A 15,752-nucleotide genomic window follows, 5' to 3' on the forward strand; every position below is an offset into this window, starting at 1 on the left:
AAGGCGCGACAACGATGCAGACGACGCTGACCGTCGCCGAGGGTGTGGCGGTGCTGCTGGCCGGGATGGCCGCGGGCGCGATCAACGCGGTGGTGGGCTCCGGCACGCTGGTGACCTTCCCGGTGCTGCTGGCCCTGGGGTATCCGCCGGTCGTCGCGAACGTCTCGAACACGGTCGGCCTGGTGCCCGGCTCGCTGTCCGGGGCGTACGCCTACCGCCGGGAACTGGCCGGGCACGGCCCGCTGCTGCTGCGCCTGGGCACCGCCTCGGTGCTGGGCGCGCTGCTCGGCGCGGTGCTGCTGCTGTGGCTGCCGCCGGCCGCGTTCCAGGCCATCGTGCCGGTGCTGATCGGCCTGGCCCTGGTGCTGGTGATCCTGCAGCCGCGGCTGGCCCGGTCGCTGGCGCTGCGCCGTCCCGACCGTGATCGGCACGTGGGGCCGCTGCTGCTGCTCGGCGTGTTCGGCGCAGGCGTGTACGGCGGCTACTTCGGCGCGGCCCAGGGCGTGCTGCTGCTGGGCCTGCTCGGGGTGCTGCTATCCACCGACCTGCAGTGGGTCAACGGCATCAAGAACGTGCTGGCGGCGCTGGTGAACGGGGTGGCCGCGGTGCTGTTCATCGCGCTGGGCATGGTCGCCTGGCAGCCGGCGCTGCTGATCGCCGCGGGCTCGGTCGTCGGCGGCCTCATCGGCGGCCGCTGGGGCCGCCGCCTCCCCCCGACGGTACTGCGCACCCTCATCGTCATCATCGGCCTAGCCGCCATGATCCAACTCCTCACCTGACGGCGCCTGCCCGCCCTGCCCCCCGCCTGGCGCAACTCTTAAAGACTTGCGGCCACAGGAGGCTCCGGAAGGCGCGACTCTTTAAAAGTTGCGGCAGGTGGGGGCGCCGGGCGGCGGCAGGCCGGGGTCAGGGGCGGGCGGCGGCTTTGCGGGCGCGGTAGGCGGAGACGGCGGCGCGGTTGCCGCAGCCGGCGTCGCAGAAGCGCTTGGAGCGGTTCTTGGACAGGTCGACGACGACGTTGCCGCAGTCGGGGTGGTCGCAGACACGCAGGCGGCCGAGTTCGCCGCCGCGGACCACGTCGACGAGCGCCATCGCAGCCTCGACTGCCATCCGGGTGGCCAGCGGCGCGTCGGCGGGCGTCGCGTGCAGGTGGTAGTCCCACTCGTCGTGCTTGACGAGCTGGGGGAGCGCGTGTGACTCGCGCAGCAGCGTGTTGACGATCTCGACTACCTCGTCCTCGTCGGCCTCCCAGATCCGGCGCAGCCGCGGGCGCAGGTCCTGCACCGCGCGCAGCTCGGCAAGGGTGTGCTCGCGCCCGCCGGACCACCCGTACGCCCGGAAGAAGTCGTCGAGCGCGGCCAGGTCGGGCAGCTGCTCGCCGTCCGAGCCGGTGGTGTTGACCAGTGCGGCGGCAGCCACCAGCGCGACTTCGGTGTCATGGGCAAAGAGCATCTTGACTCCTGTCACTGATCGGCCTAGTGTCATGAGCATAGCCATGTTTTGGTTATTACGCTTATCGCACTCTCCGAGGTGTTTCCATGCAGACCCAACGCTCCGCCGGTGTCGGCTTCGGTCTGGCTTTGCTGTCCGCGCTGACGTTCGGCACCTCTGGCACCTTCGCCCGGTCCCTGATCGAGGCGGGCTGGTCGGCCGAGGCCGCGGTCGCCGCCCGGGTGGGCATCGCCGCCCTGATCCTGGCCGTGCCGACCGTCCTCGCGCTGCGCGGCAAGTGGCACGTGCTGCGCCGCAACCTCGGCTCCGTCGGCGTCTTCGGGCTGCTCGCCGTCGCCGGGGCGCAGGTCGGTTTCTTCAACGCCGTCCGTTACCTGCCCATCGGTGTCGCGCTGCTCCTGGAGTACCTCGGCATCATCCTCGTCGTGTTCTGGATGTGGGCCCGCCACGGCCAGCGGCCGCGGCGGCTGACCCTGGCCGGCTCGGCCGCGGCGATGCTGGGGCTGTTCTTCGTGCTCGACCTGACCGGCGGTGGCGGCATCGACCCGGTGGGCGTGCTGTGGGGCCTGGGCGCGGCGGTGGGCCTGGCGGCTTACTTCGTGCTCAGCGCGCGGGTCGACGAGCAGCTGCCGTCGGTGGCGATGGCCAGCAGCGGCATGGCGATCGGCGCGGTGGTGCTGCTGGCGCTGGGCGCGTTCGGCGCGCTGCCGCTGCGGGCGACCTTCGGTGACGTCACCTTCGCCGGCGAGCGGATGAGCTGGCTGGTGCCGATCGTCGGGCTGTCGCTGGTCGCGGCGGTGATCTCGTACGTGTCCGGCATCGGTGCGGCCCGGATCCTGGGCGCGCGGCTGTCGTCGTTCGTCGGGCTGACCGAGGTGCTGTTCGCCGTGCTGATCGCCTGGCTGTTCCTGGGCGAGCTGCCGGTGCTGGTGCAGCTGCTCGGCGGCGCGCTGATCATCGGCGGGGTGGTGCTGGTGCGCGTCGACGAGCTGCGCCCCGCGCCGCAGGCGGCGGACGGGGTTGTGCCCGCCGCCGAGCCGGTGCTCGCGGGCCAGGGCCGCTAGCGCGCAGGTCAGGGCCGCACGCCCGAGCGATTCGCAAAGGAAGGGCACCTTCACATCGCTATGCGATGTGAAGGTGCCCTTCCTTTGCTTCGGGTCAGGGTTTGGGGTGGGCTAGGAAGAAGTTCCAGGACAGCGCGGTGGCGTCGGGGCCGGTGGGGTCGCCGTAGAGGCTGCAGGGGCAGCCGCCGGGGTAGGCGTGGCCGGCGCCGTCGATCATGTACTGCTCGACCAGGGGCTGGCCGGACGTGGTCCGGTAGGTCAGGTGGGTGTAGGTACGGCCGCCGGGGACCTGGCCCGTGACGACGGTGTCGGCGACCGGGTCGGCGCCCGCCACGGTCGTCCACTGCTCCGCGATGCGGTACGCCGTGGACGGCGGGACCACCAGGTCGGCGGTGCCCTGGAAGATGATCGCGGGCACGGGCCGCAGGCGGCTGCCCATCTCCTGGCGCGCCTTGCGGCCGGACTCCTGGGCCGTCTGCAGTTGCAGCACGTCGCAGTCGTACTCGCAGCCGGCCATGATGGAGACGGACGCGAACAGGTCCGGGTAGGTCACGCCCATGATGTTGGCCATCACCCCGCCCGCGGATACACCGGTGGTGTGGATGCGCCGGGCGTCGACGGTGTACTGCGAGCGCATCCGGTTGGTGATGCCGGCGATGATGGCGGGCTCGCCGAAGCCGCGGTGCTGGTTGGTCTCCAGGAACCAGTTCCAGCAGGTGGCGGGGTTGACCACGTTGCTCTGGTCGGGGAAGACCACGATGAAGCCGCGGGCCTCGGCCTCGGCGCTCCAGCCGGAGAGCAGGTCGAAGCCGACGTCGTTCTCGGTGCAGCCGTGCAGGGCGACCAGCAGCGGCATCGGGGTGCCGGGACGGTACGACGACGGCACGTAGCCGTGGTAGTCACGGGTGCCGTAGATGCTCGCGTAGACGCCATGGAAGTACCCGCCCGCGGCGTGGGCCGGGGCGGGGACCGCAAGCTGCGCCAGGAGCAGGGCGAGTGCGGTGGCGGCGTGGGTGGCGATGCGGCGGAGCGGTGGAACGGCGGTGCGGTCCGGGGACGGGACAGACACGGTGCGCTCTCCTCTCGGTTCCAGTTGCCAACCAATCGATTGATTGGGTAGCAGGATTGCTAGCGACTATGCGCCCGGTCGGTTACCGTGTCAACCAATCGTTCGATCGGTAAAGGAGCACGTGTGACGACACCCCGGTGGGAGCCGCGGCGGCTGAGTGCCGTCGCCGTCGAGCTGCCCGAGGGCGTCACCCCGCCCGGCACCCGCGGCCGGATCCTGCTGTCGGCGCTGCGGCTGTTCGCCGAGTACGGCTTCCACGGCACGTCCATCCGCGACCTCGCCGGGGGCGCCGGGATCAACTCCGCCACCCTGTACGCGCACTTCCCCGCCAAGGAGCACGTGCTCGCCGAGCTGGTCCTGCTCGGGCACACCGAGCTGCACCGTCGCCTGCAGCAGGCGCTGGTCGAGAGCCCGTCCGGGCCCGCCGCGCAGCTGGCCGCGCTGGTGCGGGCGCAGGTCGGCGCGCACGCCGACTTCCCGCTGCTGGCCCTGGTCGCCAACGCCGAGCTGCACGCGCTGTCGCCGGAACGGGCCGCCCCCGCCCTGGCGCTGCGCGAGCAGTCGCGCGAACTCGGCCTGCGCGTGCTGCTGCTCGGCGTCGAGCAGGGCGTGTTCCACGTCGCCGACCCGCTGCTGGCCGCGACCGCGATCGGTTCGATGGGCATGCAGGTCGCGCACTGGTTCGGCCCCGACCAGCCGTACAGCCGCGACCAGGTCGCCGACACGTACGCCGGTTACGCACTCCAGATCGCGGGCGCGGCAGCCGCTCCCGGCACGAAGACCGCCCGTGCGGCGGACGCCATCCCTGTGAAGAAAGGCTGACCCATGCGCTCCATCGAGATTCCGGTGTCCGGCGGTTCGCTGCACGCGCTGCGCTTCGGCGAGGGCGCGCGGATCGCGGTCGCCGCGCACGGCATCACGGCCTCGGCGATGTCGTTTCGCGCGGTGGCGCGGCACCTGCCGGAGGACTGGAGCCTGGTCGCGGTCGACCTGCGCGGCCGCGGCGGCAGTGCCGGGCTGCCCGGTCCGTACGGCATGGACGCGCATGCCGCCGATCTCGCCGCCGTCGCCGAGCACCTGGGCGCGCCGGTCGCGCTGGCCGGGCAGTCGATGGGGGCGTACGCCGCCCTGCGCGCCGCCGCGCAGCGGCCCGAGCTGTTCAGCCGCCTGGTGCTGGTCGACGGCGGCCTGCCGTTGCCGGTGCCCGCCGAGTTCGACCCGGACCGGCTGCTGGAGCTGACCATCGGCCCCGCCGTCGCCCGGCTGCGCGAGACCTACCCGTCGGTGGACGCCTACGTCGCCTTCTTCCAGGCACACCCGGCGCTGGCCGGGGACTGGAACGACGACATGGCCGAGTACGTCCGCTACGACGCGGTCGGCGAGCCCGGTGCGATCCGCTCCCGGACCAGCTCTGAGGCGGTCTACGCGGACGGCCGCGACCTGCTGGTCAACGGCGCGGCGAGCGGCGACGACCTGGTGAAGCTGACCCTGCCCGCGACGCTGCTGTACGCCCCGCGGGGCATGTTCGGGCAGGAGCCGGGCCTGCTGCCGCAGCCGGTGGTGGATCACTGGGCGGCGCAGGCGCCGCAGCTTCGTCCGGAGCTGGTCGCCGACACCAACCACTACACGATCCTGATGACCGATCGCCCGGCGGAAGTCATCGCGCGACGGCTGACCGAGCTCGCCTGACGCCCTGTCCGCAGGTAGTTAGCAGAGCTAAAGTAGTAGGCCCGCTGACCTGGGGTCCCGTCCTGGGAGCTGTGATGCGTGCCGACCGACCCGGTCGCCTGAGCGGCCGAAGATGATCAACCTGTTCCGCCTGGCGTACCGGCGGGTGGCGGCGTTGCGGTCGCCCCTGCCGGGCGCGCTGCGCGCGCCGCTGGCCCGGACCGGCCTGCGGCTGACCGTCGCGTTCCTGGCGGTCGCGCTGCTGCTGCCGCTGGTCGGCCTGGTCGCCATCCGGGAGCAGCACGCGGCCAGCCTGCGAGCTGCCCAGATCGAGGCCGAGAACGTCGCCGAGCAGGTCGCGCACATGGTCACCCAGCCTGTCGGGACCGGCCGGGCGCTGCTCTACCAGCAGCCCGCGCGCCTGCAGCAGTACGTCAGCGGCGTGAACCGGGACGGCAACCGCGACCTGGAGATAGTCGGCCTGGATCGGCGGGTGCTGGCCGACGCGGTCCCGGCCAACCAGGGCCGGTTCTTCGCCGAGGACCGCGGCGGCGAGGTCGCCGCCACCATGCGCGACGGCATGCCGCGCGCGTTCAGCGAGCTCAACGCCGATTTCCCGAGCGGGATCGAGCTGGTGGCGGTGCCCATGCGCGCCACGCCCCACAAGATCGTGGGGGCGGTGCTGCTGGAGTACACCCCCCTCTACCGGAAGTTGCTGGCAGCCGGCGGCGAGACCCGTCAGATCATCGTCACCACGAGCCTGGCCGGGATGGGCGCGGCGCTGGCGCTGGGCTATCTGCTTTCGCGTGGCCTGGTCCGGGACCTGCGCCGGCTGACCCGGGCCGCGGACCTGCTGGCCGCCGGGGACGGCAGCGCGCGGGCCCTGGTCGGCAGCCGCGGCGAGCTGGGGGAGCTGGCGGGAGCCTTCAACACCATGGCGGATCGCATCGCCGTGCAGAAGGCCGCGCTCACCGACCTCGCCGGACGCGACCCGCTGACCGGCCTGCACAACCGGCGTTCCTTCGAGGAACGTCTGGCCGGGGCGCTGGCGTACGCCGACCGCAGCGGCACGCCGGTCTGCCTGCTGATGCTCGACCTGGACCACTTCAAGTCGGTCAACGACCGGTACGGCCACCCCGCGGGCGACCAGGTGCTGCGTACCGTGGCGGCGCTGCTGGTGCGGGAGCTGCGGGCGGTGGACGTGGCGGCGCGGCTCGGCGGGGAGGAGTTCGGCGTGCTGCTGCCCGGCATCGGCCAGCGGGACGCGATGGCGGCCGCCGAGCGGCTGCGGACCGCCATCGCGCGCTGCCCGGTGGTGCACGCCGGGGCGACGCTCATGGCGACCACGAGCATCGGGGTGGTCTGCTACCCCTGGCACGCGCGGACCGGCGACCAGCTGTTCGAACGCGCCGACGACGCGCTCTACCACGCCAAGCGGGCCGGGCGGGATCGTGTGAGCGGGCCGCCGCCGCAGCCCGCGGGCCGGTGACGTCGGGCGCGCGGTTCCGTTGGGAAATCGTGATCCAACCGTGGGTCCGGTGGGCACTACGATGCGAGCGTGTTTCATGTTCCCCGCGCCCGTAAGCCGTATCCGCTGCTCGCCGCAGCGGTCGTCCTGCTGCTGCTCGGCGCGGGGGTGGCCTGGGGCGTCGGGGACGCGCTCGGCCTGAGCCACACCCCGGCGGCCGTGCCGCGCGAGGACCCGGCCGCCGCGCCACAGCGCGAGCCCGTGCCCGCGCCGCCGCTCACTTCCATCGTCGTGCCCGACCTGCTGCGCCTGACCAAGGCCGCCGACGCGGTCGCCGACGCCGTCGCCGCACGTGGCCTGCCCCGCCCGGCGGTCACCAGGCTGCCGTCGCCGCCCGGTGCGACGACGCCCGCCGGGACGGCAACCGCGACGACGCCCGCCGGGACGGCGACCACGACAAGCACGACCACGCCCGCAGCGCGGGTGAACCCCGGCGCGAACGGTGTCGGGGCATCCGCGCCGGGCGGCCCGGCCACATTGCGGGCCGGGGTGCTGGCGACGCTCGCGCCCGCGACCGACTCCTACCGGATCACCGCACGCGGCGCGGAACTGGCGGTGGAGGGCGCCGACCTGGCTGGGACCGCGGACGGGCTGTACCGGGTCGCCGACCGGATCCGTTCCGGCGTCGCCGTCGTGCCGGCCGGGGACGACGGCCGGGTGGTCACGCCGCGCCTGGGGCTGCGGCTGACCGACGCCGGATCGGTCGGGCGCGAGCCCGACGCCGCGGCGTTCGGGGCGGGTGACGACTACAACCTGAACACCGATGTGGTCGGCGAGGCCCTGCTGCCGCAGGCCCCTTGGGTCGACCCGGTCGCGGTGGCGCGGATCGGCACCCAGTTCCGGCAGTTCGTGGACCACTCCGCGGCGCAGGGCTACAACGGCGTGGTCGTGCCGGGCTTCCTGGAGTACGTCACGTTCGCCAAGGTCGGCGACGGCCGCGCCGTGTACCCGGCCGGTGACACCCACGTCGACCGGGCCAGGGCGCTGGTCGCCGCGTTCGGCCCGGTCTTCCGGTACGCCGAGGACATGGGCATGAAGGTCTTCCTGCTCACGGACATGCTCGCGGTGTCGCCGCCGCTGGAGGCGTACCTGACGCGCACCGTCGGCGGGCTCGACGTCGCCGATCCCCGGCTGTGGGCCGTCTACCAGGCGGGGCTGGCCGAGCTGTTCGAGAGCCTGCCGTTCGTGGACGGGCTGATGGTGCGCATCGGCGAGGGCGGCGAGGTGTACGCACAGAACGGCTGGGACTACTCGTCGCGGCTGGCGGTCACCACCGACGCCGCGGTGCGCGCGATGCTGCGGGCGTTGCTCGACACCGCCGGCCGGGCCGACCGGGAGGTCATCTTCCGGACCTGGACCGTCGGCGTCGGCGCGGTCGGCGACCTGCACACCAATCCCGAGTCCTACGCGCAGGTGCTGGGCGGGTTCGACGACCCGCACCTGATCGTGTCGACCAAGTACACCCTCGGCGACTTCTACAGCCACCTGCCGCTCAACGCGACGCTGCTGGCGGGCGAGCACCGCCGGATCGTGGAGTTCCAGGCGCGGCGGGAGTTCGAGGGCTTCGGCTCGCTGCCCAACGACCTGGGCGTGCTGCACCGGCAGGCGCTGCGCGAGTTCCTGGCGGCGAACCCGAAGGTCGAGGGCGTCTGGAACTGGACCCAGGACGGCGGCCCGCTGCGCGCCGGCCCGATGTCGCTCTACCTGCGCACGGGCTTCTGGCAGCTGTACGACCTCAACACGTACGCCGTCGCGCGGCTGGCCTGGGACCCCGCCGCCGACCCGGCGCAGCTCACCGCGGACTGGGCGTACCGCACGTTCTCCGGTGACCCGGCCACGGTCGCGGCGCTCGGGCAGGCCATGGCGCTGTCCCGGGAGGCGCTGACCAAGGGGCTGTACCTCGGGCCGTACGCGGACCAGACGGTCAAGGCGCTGGGCCTGGAGCCGCCACCGATGATGTGGATCTTCGAGTGGGACATCGCCACCGGCGACTCGGCGGCCCTCGACAGCATCTACGCCGTCACCGGCGGCCGCGTCGACCAGACGATCGCCGAGGGCGAGCAGGCCGTCGTGCTGGCCCGGCGCATGCGCGACCTGGTCGCCGCGACGGACCCGGCGACCTGGCGCGACCCGCAGCTGCGGGCGTCGTTCACCAGCACGCTGGACTACCAGGTCAACCTGTTCGAGACGCTGGGCGCGTACCGGGCCATGGTGCTGCGGCACGCGCAGTGGCTGGACACCGGAGCCCAGGCCGCCTACGACGGTTGGCGGCAGGCCGAGACCGTGTACCGCGGCGCCCGCGACGTGCACGCGCAGCGCTACGGCGGAGACCTGGACCTGCCCGCGTACAACTTCACCGCCGCGGATCTCGGCGCGGTGCGGGCCGACCGCGATCCGGCGATGGCCTGGGCGGCCCGCGGCCTGCTGGCGCTGATCCTGATCGTGTTCCTGCTCGGCCTGCGCGGCCGGGGCCGGGGCGGCCGGGCCGCGCGGGCGCTGCTGCTCGGCGCGGTGCGCCCGTGGCGGGTGGCGCTGCTGGACGCCCCGCCGTCGCGGCTGGACCGGGTGCTGGTCTGGCTGGTGCCCGCGTTCGTACTGGTGGCGAGCCGCGCCGTGTACACCTGGTTCGCCGCCCCGGCGCACCTGCTGGTGACACTGGGCGGGTGGCTGCTGTTCGCCGCCGTGGCCCGGCTGGTCGTCGGCCGGCGTGACCCGTTCCACCTGTGGGCCGTGCTCGGCGGCGTGGCGCTGCTGCGCAGCGTGCTCCTGCTGGCGGCGCTGGCCGGACGCGGTCCGGGCAAGTACTGGTTCGCCTTCTGGACCTCACCCACCCTGCGCACGGTCTACATCACGGTCGCGTTCGCCGCGTTCTGCTGGCTGTTCGTCGCCACCGCCGTCGTCCTGCGCGACCGGTACGGCCTGCTGCGCCGCCGCGCCGTCGGCCTCACCTTGCTCGCGATGGGTGTGGCGCTGGGCCTGCTCGGCGGCTTGATCGCCTTCACCGGCCTGGAACGCGCGCTCACCGTGTGGAACGACCAGATGGCGCTGCTGCCGTGGGGCCTGTCCCGCATCCTCGGCATCACCGTCTACCTCGGCATCCCCGCCGACCTGCCCGTCTACGCCGCGTACGCGGGCCTCGCCCTCGCCACCGGCGGCCTGCTCCTGTCCATCGGCCGCCGTCACCCCCGCACCGCGTGAAAAGAAGGGCGCCTTCTACATCGCTGTGCGATGTAGAAGGCGCCCTTCTTAACAGCGTCAGAAGTAGTCGTGCAGGGTGGGCGGCGGGCCGGCGGTGGCGGTACGCAGCAGTTCGTCGGTGTCCGGGTCGCCGCCGCTCAGGAAGCCGGTGCGGCGCAACTGCTCCGGGGTGGCCGCGCCCGCGTACCAGGCGGCCAGGCCGCGCGACGTCAGCCGGACCGTGCCCGCGCCACCTGGCTCCAGGCTGCCCTCGCCGCCGGACAGTGCCAGCCGCCACCGGCCCTGCTGCCACGGGCAGACGTCGTCGACCAGGTCGAGGTCGACCTCGCCGGTCAGGTGCCGCGGCCAGCCACGCGCCGCGACGGCCCCGGCGGCGTCGACGACGCGCACCATCCACGGCTGCGCGGTGGTGACCTCGGCGTCGATCCGGGCGATCAGCGACCAGGCCGGGTCGGTCGCGCCGAGCCGGAGCACCGTGGTCGGCGCGACGCTGGCCCAGCCGCCGAACATGGCCAGCAGCGTGCGGGTCGCCTCCGGGGTCAGGCCGATCAGGTCGTCGACGGTGAGCTTGCCGCTCGCGTCGTAGCCGGGGCCGCGATCCCAGCTCGCATAACCCACGATCGTCTCCGCGTCGTCCACGGCGACGGTGAAGCCGTGGTAGTCGGCCAGCACCTTGGCCGGGGTCGCGCCGAACGCCGGACCGGAGCGCTCCATCAGGCCGGTGCCCGCGCGGGCCACCTGGCGGTAGAGCTCGTACACGGCCGGGATGTCGGCCTCGGTCGCCGGCCGCAGCGTGGTCTTCGGGTCGGGCCGGATTCCGGCCAGCACCCGGGTGGACACCGTCCAGTAGGTCAGCGCGCCGACCTCCTCCCAGCCCAGCGCCCGGTACGGCAGCGGGGTGGTGTCGAACAGGGTGCTGATCACCGCGCCGCGTTCACGCGCGCCTTCGAGCAGCCGGGTGAGCACCAGCCGCCCGAGCCCGCGTCCGCGCAGCTCGGGCGCGGTCGCGACACCGGCGACGCCGCACGTGGGCACGATCCGCCCGCCGAACCACTGGCCCTGCTCGCGGTCGACCGCCTTGGCCACCAGCCGACCGGCCGGGTCGAACACCCCGAGGGCACGGCGACCTGCGGAATTCGGGTTCCAACCGTCAGGAATGGGCTGCTCGTGGTAGCCGAAGGCGAGGCTGCCCAGGTCCCAAACCAGCTTGTCGTCTTCCGGCCCCAGCGGCCGCACCTCGTATGTCACCCGGCCATCCTGCCAGCCGCCTCACCACCCGTCCCGCCTTTATCCCGCCGTGGCCCGCCGGGCGGCCCGCAGTTTCGGGGAATCTGCGCGCAACCGGCGGGCGGAAGCCTCAGTTTCCCCGAAACTGCAGACCCGGACCCGGACCCGGACCCGGACCCGGACCCGGGCGCGGGCGCGGGTGGGCCGGAGGCGAGGGGTGGGCAAGACTGGAAGCGGTTCCAGTTGGTGGAAGTTACGGTTGTGTCGGGTAGGCCAGGCTGGGCCACTGTTCGGCTGGTGCTGTCGAAGGTTTCGGACACTTGTCTTGACGTCTTAACCCGACACTCCTATGTTGCAACTGGAAGCGCTCCCGGTTTTCCCCGGTTCCCGGGCGAGCCGGTTGCGCTGGGCCTGAGCCGTCGCAGCACGGGAGACACCGGCAACAGCCGGGTGTCCTGTGCGCCGCTCCGTGTCCCGGCCGGAAAGTAGGGCCCGGGAGCGCTTCCAATAACCCTGCGGCGGCGCGTACGCTCTTGCCACCGTCTCCGCAGAGGGGTGTCACCGCTCCATGGGTCCCAAGCGTCAGCCGACGCTCGACGAGGTCGCGGCACGGGCGGGTGTGTCGCGTTCCGCCGCGTCCCGCGTCATAAACAACGCCCGGCACGTCAGCCAGGCCAAGCGGGACGCCGTCGAGCGGGCCGTCGCCGAACTGGGCTTCGTGCCGAACCCGACCGCGCGGGCGCTGGCCACGCAGCAGGTCGGCGCGGTGGTGCTCGCGCTGTCCCATCACGATCCGGCGCAGTTCACCGACCCGTTCTTCGCCCAGATCGTGCTGGGCGTCAACGCGGAGCTGGAGAAGACCGAGCTCGAACTGCTCCTGGTGCTGGCCGACACCACCCAGGGCCAGGCCCGGCTGCAGCGCATCCTCAGGTCACGGCGTGCCGACGGCGTCATGCTCATGGCGCTGCACGGCGACGACCCCCTGGCGGCGCTCGCCGACCAGCACGACGTCCCGGTCGTCTTCGGCGGCCGTCCGCTGCACGCCGAACCGCGCTGGTACGTCGACGCCGACAACCGCGGTGGCTCCCGGCTGGCCACCGAGCACCTGATCGGCCTCGGCCGGCGGCACATCGCCGTCATCACCGGCCAGATGGACACCGAGGCCGGCACCGCCCGCCACCGCGGCTACCTCGACGCCATGGCGGTGGCCGGGCTGGACCCGTCCCGGGTCGAGCACGGCGACTTCTCCGAGGCCGGCGGCGCCGCGGCGATGACCCGGCTGCTGGCGGCGTACCCCGAGGTGGACGCGGTGGTGGCCGGGTCGGACGCGACGGCGGCGGGTGCGTTGCGCGCTCTGAAGGCCCATGGGCGTACGGTGCCCGGCGACGTCGCGGTGATCGGGTTCGACGACCTGCTGACCGCGCTGCACACCGATCCGCAGCTGACCACGGTCCACCAGCCCGTCCACGGGCTCGGCCGGGAGATGGCGAAGATGCTGCTCAGCCTGATCGCCGGCGAGGAGCCCCACCCGCTGATCCTGCCCACCCGCCTGGTCCGCCGCGCCTCCGCCTGAACCGGGGCCGTCACGCCTCCAGGGCGTCGACCAGCGCGGCCAGCGACGCCGCCAGCCGGTCCAGGCCGGAGTGCGGTTCGCCGCCGGGTTCGGTCTGGTACACGTCGCGCCGTAGCTCCACCATCAGCGCCGACACGCGGTCGTCGATCCCGTGGTGCTTGAGCGGCACGTAGCAGCCGGCGAACGGGGTGTCGAAGGCGACCTCGAACCCCGCGAACGCCCTAGCGGCGGCGTCGCGCAGCCACGGCGGGGTGTGGGCGAGGTCGGTGCCGAGGCACACCTGCGGGCGCGGGCCGTCGCCGTGCAGCTCGTACGGCAGCGCGAGCGCGGGGTAGGAGTGCACGTCGACGACGATCGCGCGGCCGGTCGCGGCCAGGCGCTCGTCGACCAGGTCGGTCATGCCCTGGGCGTACGGGTGGAAGTGCGCGTCGAGCAGCCGCTGCGCGAAGGCGGGATCGTCGGGGCGCAGCCGCCTGCCGTGCGAGGTGCGCGTGTACACCGCGCCCATGCCTACCGCGGCCATCTCCTCGCGCTCGTCGGGGAACCGCTCCGGGTCCACGACCAGACGCGACCACTCGTTGACGAACATCCAGGGCCGGACGCGGGCCGCCGCGGCCGCCCGCGCCGCGATCAGGTCGGTGCACGCGTCGGTCATGTGATCGAGTTCGGCGACCAGCTCGGCGTCGTCTAGCGCGATCGAGGCGCGGGCGGGCCCGCTGATCTGCCGCGAGGAGTGCGGCACGTGCAGGACGACGGGCGAGGACGCGTCCCCGCCGTCGACGCGGAACACCGGAACCGACATGCCAACCTCCTGAAGATCACCAGAACGGTATCCCGCGGGTGCGACACTCGCCGGTTCAGCGGCCCGATCGTCGGACTTGCCGGGCACCTGGGCGAAAGCGCCTTCAAGATGCGCACGAGTGCCGGGCAAGTCGGTTGATCATGATCAACGGTGGGCGTGTTGAATGGCGGCATGGGTGAGCAGGAGCCGCGGTCGGCGGCGGAGTTGCTGGACATCGTCGACGGGCAGGACCGGGTGGTGGGGCAGGCCACGCGCGCCGAGGCGTACGCCCGGCGGCTCACCCACCGCTGCGTGTTCGTGCTGGCCCGCACCGGCGACGGGCGGTTGTTCGTGCACCGGCGCACCGCGCAGAAGCTGGTCTTCCCGTCGCGTTACGACATGTTCGTCGGCGGGGTGGTCGGCGCGGGGGAGACCTACGACGACGCCGCGCTGCGCGAGGCCGAGGAGGAACTCGGCGTGTCCGGGCTGCCCGCCCCGCGGCCGCTGTTCACCTTCCTCTACGAGACGGCCGAGCACTCCTGGTTCTCGGCCCTGTACGAGGTGCGCTGCGACGGGCCGGTGGACCCGCAGGTCGAGGAGGTCGCCTGGCACGCCTTCCTGACCGAGGACGAGATCGCCGAACGGCTGCCCGAATGGGACTGGGTGCCCGACGGGCTGGAGGCCTGGCACCGCCACCAGGCCTGGCGCGCGCAGACCGGCTGACCGCTCACGGGCAGGTCGTGCCCGCGCACTTCTGCCAGGCGGCCAGGGTCGCCGCGTCGGCGCTGACGTCGGGGTCGTTGCCCGGGTCGGCGTCGCCGAGCAGGTTGACCAGCTCCCCAGGGTCGGCGGCGAGGTCGTAGTACTCCTGGGAGAGCAGCCTGCCCGCGAGGTCGACGTAGCGGGTGAACTGGCGCTCGCCGGGCGCGACCCGGGAGGCCCAGGTGGGGAACCCGCCGTTGTGCGAGTCCTGCCAGTACTCCAGCAGCGTCGCCTCGCGCCGGACGTCGCCGCGCAGGTCGTGGCCGTCGAGCACGTAGTCGGCGGTCAGCCCGGCCGCGGCCAGCACGGTCGGGGTGAGGTCGACGGTCGAGGCGAGCCGCTCGTCGGAGCTCGCCGGGAGGTGCCCCGGCCAGGACAGGAACAGCGGCACCCGGTACGCGGCCGCGTACGGCATGAACTTCTCGTCCAGGCCGTGCTCGCCCCAGAACTTGGCGTTGTCGGACACCAGCACGACGAGTGTGTCGTCGAGTTCGCCGAGGCGCTCCAGGTGCCGGCGGACCCGGGTCAGCGCGTCGTCGACCGAGAGCAGGGTGCGCAGCTGGCCCAGGCGGATCGCGTCAGCCGCGGCGCGGCCCGCGCGGTGGCGGCGCACGTAGGCCGGCTTGTCGGAGCGGTCGGCCTCGCCGACGGCGGGACCCGGCTCCCAGTCGAACTGCCGGTCGGCGTACTGCGGCTCGGGCATCCACGGGGCGTGCGGCGCGGTGAAGCCCGCGTACAGGAACCACGGCTTGGCGTCGTCGGCCTCGAACCCGTCGAGGTAGTTGTTCACCTGCTGGCCGATGAACGTCGTCGAGTACGGCACGCGCCGCTGCTTCCCGTCGACCATGAAACGGGCGTTGGTGTACCCGCCGCCGACCAGGGCCGAGTGGTCGAAGCCGGGCGGGGTCTGCTCCAGCGCCCAGTTGTTGGTGAACTTGCCGACGGCGGCGGTGCCGTAGCCCGCCTCGTGCAGGGTGTGCTGGAGCGTCTGGCTGTGGTCGAGCTGGTCGACGTCGGCCTGGTGGAGCACGCCGTGATTGTGCGCGTACCGGCCGGACAGCAGCGTGGCGCGGCTGGGGCCGCAGCTCGGCGTGGCCGCCACGGTGTTCGGGTAGGCGGTGCCGTCGGCCAGCCAGGCCATCGTCTGCGGCAGCGCGGCCATGCCCTCGGGCCGGGCGTCGTCGAGGACCACCAGCAGCACGTTCGGCCGGGTCTGCCGTGCCGCCGCCGGGTGGGCCGGGTGGGCGACGACCGGGTCGGGGCCCAGCATCACGGCCGTGGCGAGGGCGGCAGCCAGGACCGCGGCGAGCCGCCGCGTGCGGCGCATCACGTATCGCATCAGCACAACCTTTCAGCAAGGTCATCGGCTGGTCCGGCTGAAACGCCAGTTCATGACGTGATCAGTTTGTTAACGACCTGCGACTCGGGCG

The 15,752-nt window shown here is 73.1% G+C and carries 13 protein-coding genes; 8 read left to right on the top strand and 5 right to left on the bottom strand.

Translation table 11 applies throughout. The features are described from left to right. Positions 1-14: 14 nt before the first annotated feature. On the top strand, positions 15-779 hold the full coding sequence (locus tag F6W97_RS23660; protein ID WP_230686904.1) for a sulfite exporter TauE/SafE family protein: 765 nt from the start codon (positions 15-17) through the stop codon (positions 777-779). 127 nt (positions 780-906) lie between these two features. Here the strand turns inward: F6W97_RS23660 and F6W97_RS23665 are convergent, their stop codons facing one another. Then, entirely contained in the window at positions 907-1,452 is a 546-nt protein-coding gene (locus F6W97_RS23665; protein ID WP_155372592.1) for a CGNR zinc finger domain-containing protein, read from the bottom strand. A gap of 86 nt (positions 1,453-1,538) precedes the next feature. Here F6W97_RS23665 and F6W97_RS23670 point away from each other — a divergent pair, with 86 nt between their 5' ends. Further along, positions 1,539-2,516 carry an EamA family transporter gene (locus tag F6W97_RS23670; RefSeq protein ID WP_155372593.1) on the top strand — a complete coding sequence of 326 codons (978 nt, stop codon included), beginning with the start codon at positions 1,539-1,541 and terminating at the stop codon, positions 2,514-2,516. 94 nt (positions 2,517-2,610) lie between these two features. Here the strand turns inward: F6W97_RS23670 and F6W97_RS23675 are convergent, their stop codons facing one another. Then, positions 2,611-3,585 carry an extracellular catalytic domain type 1 short-chain-length polyhydroxyalkanoate depolymerase gene (locus F6W97_RS23675; protein ID WP_155372594.1) on the bottom strand — a complete coding sequence of 325 codons (975 nt, stop codon included), beginning with the start codon at positions 3,583-3,585 and terminating at the stop codon, positions 2,611-2,613. 123 nt (positions 3,586-3,708) lie between these two features. On the opposite strand from F6W97_RS23675, the gene F6W97_RS23680 reads away from it, so the two are divergent. The 4 genes from F6W97_RS23680 to F6W97_RS23695 all read left to right on the top strand — a co-directional run bounded on the left by F6W97_RS23680 (position 3,709) and on the right by F6W97_RS23695 (position 9,979). After that, positions 3,709-4,407, top strand: a complete 699-nt coding sequence (locus F6W97_RS23680; protein WP_155372595.1) for a TetR/AcrR family transcriptional regulator — start codon at positions 3,709-3,711, stop codon at positions 4,405-4,407. A 3-nt stretch (positions 4,408-4,410) separates the two neighbouring features. Then, on the top strand, positions 4,411-5,274 hold the full coding sequence (locus F6W97_RS23685; protein WP_155372596.1) for an alpha/beta hydrolase: 864 nt from the start codon (positions 4,411-4,413) through the stop codon (positions 5,272-5,274). A gap of 112 nt (positions 5,275-5,386) precedes the next feature. Beyond that, on the top strand, positions 5,387-6,742 hold the full coding sequence (locus tag F6W97_RS23690) for a GGDEF domain-containing protein (protein ID WP_155372597.1): 1,356 nt from the start codon (positions 5,387-5,389) through the stop codon (positions 6,740-6,742). A 69-nt stretch (positions 6,743-6,811) separates the two neighbouring features. Beyond that, positions 6,812-9,979: a hypothetical protein gene (locus F6W97_RS23695; RefSeq protein WP_155372598.1), complete on the top strand. Its 3,168-nt coding sequence runs from the start codon at positions 6,812-6,814 to the stop codon at positions 9,977-9,979. A gap of 57 nt (positions 9,980-10,036) precedes the next feature. Here the strand turns inward: F6W97_RS23695 and F6W97_RS23700 are convergent, their stop codons facing one another. Continuing rightward, complete coding sequence (locus tag F6W97_RS23700; RefSeq protein WP_155372599.1) at positions 10,037-11,227, bottom strand: GNAT family N-acetyltransferase; 1,191 nt, start codon at positions 11,225-11,227, stop codon at positions 10,037-10,039. Between the two features lie 547 nt (positions 11,228-11,774). On the opposite strand from F6W97_RS23700, the gene F6W97_RS23705 reads away from it, so the two are divergent. Next, the gene (locus F6W97_RS23705) at positions 11,775-12,779 is read left to right on the top strand and encodes a LacI family DNA-binding transcriptional regulator (protein WP_155372600.1); all 1,005 of its coding nucleotides are present in this window, start codon (positions 11,775-11,777) and stop codon (positions 12,777-12,779) included. A gap of 10 nt (positions 12,780-12,789) precedes the next feature. On the opposite strand, the gene F6W97_RS23710 is transcribed toward F6W97_RS23705, so the two are convergent. Further along, positions 12,790-13,581 (bottom strand): N-formylglutamate amidohydrolase, encoded by a 792-nt coding sequence (locus tag F6W97_RS23710; RefSeq protein ID WP_155372601.1) that lies wholly within the window; start codon positions 13,579-13,581, stop codon positions 12,790-12,792. A 171-nt stretch (positions 13,582-13,752) separates the two neighbouring features. Here F6W97_RS23710 and F6W97_RS23715 point away from each other — a divergent pair, with 171 nt between their 5' ends. Further along, complete coding sequence (locus F6W97_RS23715) at positions 13,753-14,283, top strand: NUDIX hydrolase (protein WP_155372602.1); 531 nt, start codon at positions 13,753-13,755, stop codon at positions 14,281-14,283. A 4-nt stretch (positions 14,284-14,287) separates the two neighbouring features. Here the strand turns inward: F6W97_RS23715 and F6W97_RS23720 are convergent, their stop codons facing one another. Then, positions 14,288-15,661 carry a sulfatase-like hydrolase/transferase gene (locus tag F6W97_RS23720; RefSeq protein ID WP_155372603.1) on the bottom strand — a complete coding sequence of 458 codons (1,374 nt, stop codon included), beginning with the start codon at positions 15,659-15,661 and terminating at the stop codon, positions 14,288-14,290. Positions 15,662-15,752: the final 91 nt, after the last annotated feature.

Origin of the sequence: Catellatospora vulcania (assembly GCF_009720385.1) — a bacterium.
Taxonomy (GTDB): domain Bacteria; phylum Actinomycetota; class Actinomycetes; order Mycobacteriales; family Micromonosporaceae; genus Catellatospora; species Catellatospora vulcania.